Source organism: Anoxybacillus andreesenii, assembly GCF_030813005.1.
Lineage (GTDB): Bacteria > Bacillota > Bacilli > Bacillales > Cytobacillaceae > Robertmurraya > Robertmurraya andreesenii.
The window spans coordinates 174,530-183,573 of sequence record NZ_JAUSTU010000007.1; the positions used below are offsets into that span (position 1 = coordinate 174,530).

The window sequence follows — 9,044 nt, forward strand, 5'->3', positions numbered from 1 at the left end:
AGTGGCGGTAAGTAGGAATGTAACAGTGATTCCGGCAATTAAACGGGTTGGAAATAATAAAAATAGTGAAAGCAAACCCAAAATACGAGTGGCTGCTTACTGTCGTGTTTCAACGGATAGTGAAGAGCAGGCTTCAAGTTATGAAATTCAGATCGAGCATTATACAAAATATATTAAGAAGAACAAGGAATGGGAACTGGCAGGTATTTTTGCAGATGACGGCATCACAGGTACAAATACCAAGAAGCGTGAAGAGTTCAACCGCATGATTGAAGAATGTATGGCAGGAAAAATTGACATGATTATCACAAAATCCATCAGCCGATTTGCCAGAAACACGTTGGATTGCCTTAAATACATCCGTCAGTTAAAGGATAAAAACATAGCGGTATTCTTCGAGAAAGAGAATATCAACACCATGGATTCTAAGGGTGAAGTATTACTGACTATCATGGCATCCCTTGCCCAACAAGAAAGCCAATCCTTAAGCCAGAACGTTAAGCTAGGTATTCAGTATCGATATCAGCAAGGTGAAGTACAGGTCAACCACAAGCGTTTTCTCGGATATACTAAAGATGAAAACAAGCAACTGGTGATTGACCCAGAGGGTGCAGAGGTTGTTAAACGAATTTACAGAGAGTACCTTGAGGGTGCTAGCCTTTTACAGATAGCAAGAGGGTTAGAAGCAGATGGTATTCTAACAGCGGCAGGCAAAGCCAAATGGAGACCAGAAACATTGAAAAAGATACTGCAGAACGAAAAATATATTGGTGATGCACTTCTACAAAAAACATATACGGTTGATTTCCTTTCTAAAAAGCGAGTAAAGAATAACGGCATCGTTCCCCAGTATTATGTGGAAAATAGCCATGAGCCTATCATTCCACGTGAGCTTTTTATGCAAGTTCAAGAAGAGATGGTTCGAAGAGCAAATCTTCGCAGCGGCAAGGGTGGTAGAAAGCGAGTTTACAGCAGTAAGTATGCTTTATCGAGTATTGTTTACTGCGGACACTGTGGCGATATTTACCGACGGGTACATTGGAATAACCGAGGTTACAAGTCAATCGTTTGGAGATGCGTTAGTCGATTGGAGGAAAAGGGCTCTGAATGTACTGCACCTACCATAAACGAGGAAACGTTGCAGACAGCAGTGGTCAAGGCTATTAACGACCTTTTGGCTAACAAAGAACCCTTCATCCAGGCGCTACAGAAAAACATAGCTACTGTATTTAATGAAGAAAATGATAATGCCACTGATGACCTTGATAGCAAATTGGAAGAATTGCAACAACAGCTTCTTATCCAAGCAAAGTCCAAGAATGACTATGAAGATGTCGCTGATGAAATTTACCGCCTTCGAGAATTAAAGCAAAATGCACTAGTTGAAAATGCAGAGCGAGAAGGAAAAAGGCAACGAATCGTTGAAATGACTGATTTCTTGAATGAGCAATCCTGCGAGCTGGAGGAATATGATGAGCAGTTAGTAAGACGGCTTATTGAGAAAGTTACGGTGCACGATGATAGAATTGAGGTGGAATTTAAGTCAGGCATTAGTATAGACGTTGAAAATTAAACTGGAAAACAAATTGTTACTAGGATCTAACACCTTGCTGAAATGCAGGGTGTTTTTCATAGTTCTTTCAATGAGTCAATACAAATTAGTTTATTAGTATTTACAAATTAGTGGTATAATTTGTAATAGAGTAAATAGTGGAGGTGTAGACGGTGAATAAGAGCGTGACCTTTACAGTGGATGCAGATGTGTATGAGAAATTCTGTATCGCATTAAATTTAACAAATGAAACACAAGATGTTGCAGTGGAAAGCTGTATGCGTTGGTATATTGCAAAAACCTTTGAAAAAGCATCACAAGCCTATAACCCAAAAACAATAGCAAGACAGAATGAAGATACAAACAGGGATTTTTACGGAAAAGCAAATCAACGAATCCCAGTATGGGCTGTTAAGCCGAATCAATTTAACCATAAAATCATCCGTGCTTATTTTAAGGCAGTGGCTGCCACAGGTCGTGCTACTATAGATATGATGGAACGCTTATGCAGTGAAGAAAACAACCCGGAACTGTACGTGCCAACTTTTAAGAATAATTACTCACAGATGAAGTTGGATGGACCTAAAAGTCACGGTAAAGTATTTGAGGATGACGGTGAAACGGTAACTATCTGGCATGAGGTTGAAGATACGCTAATGAAATACAAATCGAGTTTTTGTGATTAAGGGAGCAAATTTATGCTTTAATAAGATAGGGGGATTACATAATGAGTAATCAATTAACAGAACGAGAAGTTTTACAACAATTGAATATTCCGGATTTTCGGCATATTACAAAAGATAAAATTATGACTTTTGCATCCATGCTGCAGAATATGGAGCCAGAAGTTGCAAAGAAAGCGTTAGAGCAATTCCCAGAGTTTGCAAAAATGGCTTTGGAAGTGCTGAAAGATTATAGAAGTGTCATGGAAAAAACACTGGATGGAAATTCAGCGAGTAGCAAGCAGTGCTATGACATATACAATGAAGTCATTGATGCCTTAAAGACCTGTTTGGCGAAGGGTGACTTGCCTTTCGAGGAGAAAAAATATTACATCGAAAAAATGATGGAAATTGCAAAAATGGCCGAAAGTAAGGATACAGAAAACAAAGGATTTAACTGGAGAATGATTTCGTTAGGCACATTGGCAGTCTTTACAGTTGTTGGTATAGGCGCAAGCATTCTTGGTGGTAACACTAATATTAAGTTGCCAAAACCAAAGCTATGATTATAGAAGGTAGGTAGTTAAATGTATGATTTTGACTTGAGAACACCTGATAGAGCGTATGATTTTTTACTTACTTTCTTTAATATGTCTGGAGAAGAATATATTGAAGAGCTTATTATCAATAGTAATAATGAGTTTGAAAATTTTGGGATCGCAATGCAGCAAAGGTAAATAACATCAATATGGATACTATTAGAATATGGGGATTTCATGTTATAGGGTCTTTAGATGAATGCGGAGAAATTCATAGTCAAGGCTTAAAGAATCTCCAAAAGGTTTTATCTGGGGATACTCTATTAAGCAGAATGCTAAAATCCAATGGCGTATTTTTTGATGTGGAAAGACGTTTATTGTTCTATAAAGGTAAAGAGTACAATGTGGATTATGATTGGTATAGGAATAATGATTATTCAATGTCTCCGGAGAAATATCTCAAGCCGATTGCACATCGAGTTTATTACGACTATTGCGTTAATGGATTTATGATGAATGATGATATTTTTTCCTATGGAACAAATATTCATGAAAGACCAGAATTTTTGATGAAACTTTCCGCTGCTTTTCCGGATTTGAAAAAGATGGAGGAAGAATGGGCTAAACGTAGTAAAGGCTATAAAGTGAATTTTTACGCAACGATAGATCAAATCCATCGGTTCAATTTTGACTTAAATGATACTCAAGAAGAACTGACAGATGAGGAAATTGTACATATAAAACGGTGGATGGTAAGCCGTGCGATTGATCGAGCTAATAATAATTTGATTTCTGAAGTGTTCTTATATATAAAAGACGAAATAGATATTCCGCCTGAGCAAATAACCAGTTGTGAGGAAATATAGATTTTTGAGTACAGATGTTATTATAGACACTAGGATAACTGGAGTTCAGAATCTGTTGAAAGACACGACGGTTTGTTTAGTACTATTTGCGAATGAAGGTGAAAAATAATGAGAATAGGAAGAAATGATCCTTGTCCATGTGGTAGCGGTAAAAAATATAAAAAATGTTGTCTTGGAAAAGCTGATGATGTTTACTATTCTAATCCACTTAATCTTCTAGAAACCTATAAAAAAGTGCGAAAAGAATCGAGAATTAAAAGATGTCTACATCCTAAATCAGACGAATGCTCTGAAAAAATAATCGGGGCACATTCAATCCAAAACAATAAAATAATCAAGCGTTTATCTTCTAATGGTATAGTGTATATGCCTTGTCCAAAATCGGACAATCCATTTGCGCCAATGACTGTGTACGGTAGAAAAGAAGCAACTGTTTTTACAGGATTTTGTGGATATCACGATAAGACGGTATTTCAACCTATCGAGGATGGAATGTTTGACAAAAGCATACAGCATATTTTCCTTTATACATATAGATGTTTTGCCGTTGAGTATCACAAAAAGCAAGAAGTTGTTAATATGGAAAGGAACATGTTTAAAATAAAACCATCATTAGCAGATATGCCAGATGAAGATAATCCATATCGTGGAATGCATATGGCAATTGATGATCTTGAGAATGTTAAAAAAATTTTTGATACAGCTTTATTAACTGGTAATTATGATGTGCTTTCTAGTGTTGTGTGGGAGTTTGATCAATCAGTTAAGTTTGCTGGTACCGGTTTTGAAGCAATGACACATGATTTAGAAGGAAACAAAATACAAGATTTATTAAATCCTAATGTTTCGGCAAAACATATTTTTGTAATGGTATTTCCAGAAGGAGAGAAAACGTATTGCATTATATCTTGGCTCAAGGAAAATGATGAATTATTTGCAAGATATAAACAGCAACTCCTGAGTTTATCAGAAGAAAAGAGAAAAATATATATCAATAATTTACTACCTATGATAAGTGAAAATATTGTCGTAAACCCTGAAGCGTGGGACAATTGGGAAGAATACAAACGTAATGAATTCTGTGCAATAGAGTTTGGAATAGCAACTTTGTTTGAAGCTGAAGGAGATTACTGGGATAGACTCGAACCACCTGTTTATGATTTGTTTGATTTGTAAAAAATTATTGAAATTCTATCTAACTAGCAGACTATAGCTGGTTGACATGTTCCCGTCTACCGATAGTGCCAAAAATGCAGTGGATATGTTTCCGAGAACGGACATACTCAAATGACATTCGTTCTATCCTCTCGAGCCACGTTGAGTGTGTTGTCTTGATGTCGAGGGTGGTGTAGATCACGAATAAACACCTGACTGTCATAATAAACTCTTGCTAACTTCACCACCAATTCTGTAATAATAAACATTTGCTTTTTCAGCACAAAATCCAAATAGAAACTCGGGTTTTCCTCATCGGGATCCCGAGTTTTTTCATGCCTTTTTCAATGTTTTTTCAATACAGTTATGTTCCTAAACCATTGGTATTACTGGGTTTAATCAATATGCCAATCAATATAATCCCAATAATAAATCAATACTCATTCAATACTTTTCTCTTTTCTCTTGATCTCTTATCTCCATTACTTTCTTCTCTCTATTATGTCAGAACTTTATTCCATCTCCCCAAAAACCATGAAAAAACAGCCGAAAAAGGGCCGAAAAACGGTCATTTTTGAACCGAAAAACCTTCAAAATGGGGGTTCCGTAGCAAAACTTTATTTTAACTCGAACGGTGGAATGCGGGTTGGAGGGATGGGGTTTAGCAAATGATTATTCTTATGGTACAGAAATTGTAGATCAATAATAAACTCTTAGCAACCATAATAAACTCTTGCTAATCTCAACGCCAATTCTGTAATAATAAACAATTGCTTTTCTAATACAAAATCCAATAAATTCTCGGATAACAGATGAAAGAGAGGGGAGAAAAGAGTTCGATTTCTTTCCTCTCTTTTTTGTTCTAACCCTTGCCATCATTGGGTTTATCCAATATCGCACTCAATAGCAAATCAATACTTATCCAATATTTTATCCTTATTCTGGACCTCTTATCTCCATTATTTTTCTTTGTTTTGTTCGCAAAACTCTATTATGACTCCGAAAAAACCATGAAAAAACAGCCGAAAAAGGCCCGAAAAACGACCGATTTTAATCCAAAATTGGATAAAATTAAGGGGTCTGTAGCAAAACTTTATTATGACTCGAACGGTGGAATGCGGGTTGGAGGGGTGGGGTTTAACAGGAGTTTATTATGGTTGTATATAGTAGAAAAATAAATGAAGTTGCGTTTGTAATATTTCATCTATAATATGGGAATTAGGAGTTAAGAGGAAAGAAAACACAATGTAGAAGTCACTTATTGGATAAAAAGTCTCTCAATTATTCGAGAGACTTTTTACTTTAGTTATTCACAGTATTTTTTACTGAAGTGAGCGTTAGAAAGTAATAACCAAGATAAATGATAAAATACACTAGAATGGTTATAACAATTGGAATAGTTAAGTTCATTCCTATTAATACAGAAAAAATGTTTGAAGCTATTTGTAATATTACAATCCCATGAATAATACCAATTATGAGTGGCAATCCAAACACAAAAATAATTTGCTTTCTTATAGTAGCATTTAATTCTTTCTTACTTACTCCAATTTTGCGTAAAACTTCATAACGGCTTCTATCATCGTGAGCTTCCGTTAATTGTTTGAAATATATAATGCTGCCAGTTGCCGCAAGAAAAACAAGTCCTAAAAATCCTAAAATAAATAAGTTTAATCCACCAGATTCTAACCCTTTTCTATATATATTGTAAAAGGTGGTTAATTGCATATCTTCACTTGCTATTTTTTGTATTTGAACAGTAGTATCCTTTGTTGATTTTTCATTTGCAACTTCATATGCTTTAATGGTTACGGGAGTTATTTGGGTTGCAATTTCAGAGAAAAGTTGGTTACTAACTACAATGTTGAAGTCTGGATAATTCCAAGGAATAATTCTATCTTCTAACATTGAGCTAAATGCTAACTCAATTTCTTTGTTAGGTAATTGTAATGTAATTGTGTGTTCTTCATAATCAGCGGAAGTATATTCAGTTAAGAGTGGCTGTATGCCAATCGTTTGATTGCCAGATAGTTGAATATTACTTTCCCTATCTAACATCCTTAATGCTTCATTATACGTGTTTTCAGATATTATTTTAATCGGGCCTTCTTCTAAATAATCTTGAAGTAATGGGTTCGAAACTTCACCGTTTGAGTTAATAACAGGGATATCTATTTGCCCATTAATCGGGTGTTCTGTATCTGATTGGATGGTTTTTTCTATATGTTTATCGACAGATTCATCCAAAGAAATATGCATATAGCTGAATGGAGCCTCTTTTTCTGCCTGTTTTTCATTCGTATAATAAAAGCTGTAACCGACAGATATAGCACTTATTGTAACGGCACTAAGTAATGCTATAATAGTAAGCGTACGAGCATTGCCATTAATACGATAAAGTAGCTGAGAGATTCCAACTAAATTTGTCCCATTATAATAAATTGTTTTTTTCTTTTGTAGTTGTCTTAGTATATAAATGGTTAAGAATCTAAATAGTAAATACGTACCTACCACGATACTAATTAAATATAATCCAAGGTTTACAAGCAATTGTACATCTGAAGTTGGTGATTGAAATCCAATCCAATAACTAAAACCAATTAAAATGATTGAAGTTATTGCAGCTATAAAAGATGTTCTAGGTGCATGTTCTCCTTCCTTTTCTGCCCGAAATAACTCGATTAATTTAAAACGATAGATCAAACGATAAGCATTAAAGGATGTAAATAAGGAGATAATCATAAAGACAATAATTGTATTGAGAATTGCTTCAATGGATACTTCAAAGCTAACTTCAACTGGTGTATCCAACAATCTAAGCACAATCATGGTGAACAGTTTCGATAGTATGGTTCCGAGTATAACTCCGATTATAATCGCTATACCACCCATGATTATATTTTCATAAAAAAGCATTTTACCGATTGTTTTTTTCCTTAAACCTAAAAGGGAATATAATCCTACTTCTCTCTTTCGTTTTTTTGTAAAGAATGAATTTGAATAAAGAATAAATATTGCCACAAATAATATTAGTACAACGGAACCAGCAATAAAGATATTAAGTAAACTATTTTCTGATTCAATGGCCATTTGTACTTCCGGGCTGTATTGCAAGGATACAAATGTATAGTAAATAACAACACTGAATACCATTGATATAAAATAGAGTAAGTAACTTTTAAAGTTCCCAATAACGTTTTTTTTCGCTAAATTAAATAGAGTCACTTTGTCCACCCCCAAGTGCAGAGAGTACATCTAAAACTTTTTGGAAAAATTCTTTACGAGAACCCTTTCCTTTGACAAGTTCTGTAAACATTTTGCCATCTTTAATGAAAATCACTCTATCACAGTAGCTCGCAGCGAATGCGTCATGGGTGACTAGAAGGATAGTTGCTTTATCTACCTCACTTAATCCTTTTAAACTCTCCAACAAATCTGTTGCTGATTTAGAATCCAATGCACCAGTAGGTTCATCTGCTAAAAGTAAGCTCGGTTTTGATATGATTGCACGTGAAGCAGCTGTACGCTGCTTTTGGCCACCAGAAATTTGATATGGATATTTGTCTAATATCGGACTTATCCCAAACTTATTTGCTACTTCAAGTACTCTATGCTCTAATTCATTCGGATCTACTTTGGCTAATGCTAAGGGCAATATGATATTTTCTTTAACCGTTAATGTATCTAGCAAATTATAATCTTGGAAAATAAAACCAAGTTTATCACGACGAAAGGCTGCTAATTGTTCCTCATTCATATTTACAATACTTGTCCCATCAATATTAATGTCACCAGAAGTCGGTTGATCAATAGTTGCTAAAACATTAAGAAGTGTTGATTTGCCAGCACCAGAAGGACCCATAATACCTACAAATTCACCCTCCTGTACCTCTAAATCTATATTATCTAATGCAGTAAACACATTTCCTTTTGTTCCGTATACTTTTTTTATATTCTTCGCATTTACGATTGTTCTCATTTATTTTCGATCCTCCATAAAAATCAATTACTTTCATGTTTTTTATTCTACCGTAAGTAACTATTATTTAACCTTACAGTTTTACCTTGCAACCTTACAATTTTGAAAGAATGGTACAAAAATACGAAGTATAATACTAATATTAGTATTATGAAATGATATCTTATATAAATGCCATACTTATACTAACTAATTAACGGTGTTTGTCAAGAAAGTTGTCGTATTTCACTTGTTTGCTAGTGTAAGAACGTTAGGGGTTACTACCGCGCTTCGCTTGGTGGCCTTCTCATC

7 protein-coding genes and 1 pseudogene are annotated in these 9,044 nt (G+C 34.8%); 6 read left to right on the forward strand and 2 right to left on the reverse strand.

The features are described from left to right. Window position 1: 1 nt before the first annotated feature. The 6 genes and pseudogenes from J2S07_RS09495 to J2S07_RS21935 form a co-directional block, all read left to right on the forward strand. The gene (locus J2S07_RS09495; protein ID WP_307150163.1) at window positions 2-1,573 is read left to right on the forward strand and encodes a recombinase family protein; all 1,572 of its coding nucleotides are present in this window, start codon (window positions 2-4) and stop codon (window positions 1,571-1,573) included. 152 nt (window positions 1,574-1,725) lie between these two features. Then, on the forward strand, window positions 1,726-2,238 hold the full coding sequence (locus tag J2S07_RS09500) for a hypothetical protein (protein ID WP_307150164.1): 513 nt from the start codon (window positions 1,726-1,728) through the stop codon (window positions 2,236-2,238). A gap of 41 nt (window positions 2,239-2,279) precedes the next feature. After that, window positions 2,280-2,780 carry a hypothetical protein gene (locus J2S07_RS09505; protein WP_047341613.1) on the forward strand — a complete coding sequence of 167 codons (501 nt, stop codon included), beginning with the start codon at window positions 2,280-2,282 and terminating at the stop codon, window positions 2,778-2,780. Between the two features lie 21 nt (window positions 2,781-2,801). Then, window positions 2,802-2,951 carry a hypothetical protein gene (locus J2S07_RS09510; RefSeq protein WP_307150165.1) on the forward strand — a complete coding sequence of 50 codons (150 nt, stop codon included), beginning with the start codon at window positions 2,802-2,804 and terminating at the stop codon, window positions 2,949-2,951. Window positions 2,952-2,962: 11 nt separating this feature from the next. Then, entirely contained in the window at window positions 2,963-3,619 is a 657-nt protein-coding gene (locus tag J2S07_RS09515) for a hypothetical protein (RefSeq protein ID WP_307150166.1), read from the forward strand. A 108-nt stretch (window positions 3,620-3,727) separates the two neighbouring features. Then, a pseudogene (locus J2S07_RS21935) lies at window positions 3,728-3,799 on the forward strand (SEC-C metal-binding domain-containing protein); the annotation flags it as partial. 2,277 nt (window positions 3,800-6,076) lie between these two features. Here J2S07_RS21935 and J2S07_RS09525 read toward each other — a convergent pair. Both J2S07_RS09525 and J2S07_RS09530 read right to left on the reverse strand, forming a co-directional pair. After that, window positions 6,077-7,999 carry an FtsX-like permease family protein gene (locus J2S07_RS09525; protein WP_307150168.1) on the reverse strand — a complete coding sequence of 641 codons (1,923 nt, stop codon included), beginning with the start codon at window positions 7,997-7,999 and terminating at the stop codon, window positions 6,077-6,079. Continuing rightward, window positions 7,986-8,753, reverse strand: coding sequence for an ABC transporter ATP-binding protein (locus J2S07_RS09530; RefSeq protein WP_026562879.1), 768 nt, complete (start codon window positions 8,751-8,753; stop codon window positions 7,986-7,988). Before J2S07_RS09530 ends, J2S07_RS09525 begins: the two co-directional genes overlap by 14 nt. Between the last annotated feature and the right edge of the window lie 291 nt (window positions 8,754-9,044).

Coding starts and splice junctions, on each gene's coding strand:
- J2S07_RS09505 (WP_047341613.1), top strand. CDS start 2,280: ATGAGTAATCAATTAACAGAACGAGAAGTTTTACAACAATTGAATATT.
- J2S07_RS09510 (WP_307150165.1), top strand. CDS start 2,802: ATGTATGATTTTGACTTGAGAACACCTGATAGAGCGTATGATTTTTTA.
- J2S07_RS09515 (WP_307150166.1), top strand. CDS start 2,963: ATGGATACTATTAGAATATGGGGATTTCATGTTATAGGGTCTTTAGAT.
- J2S07_RS09530 (WP_026562879.1), bottom strand. CDS start 8,753: ATGAGAACAATCGTAAATGCGAAGAATATAAAAAAAGTATACGGAACA.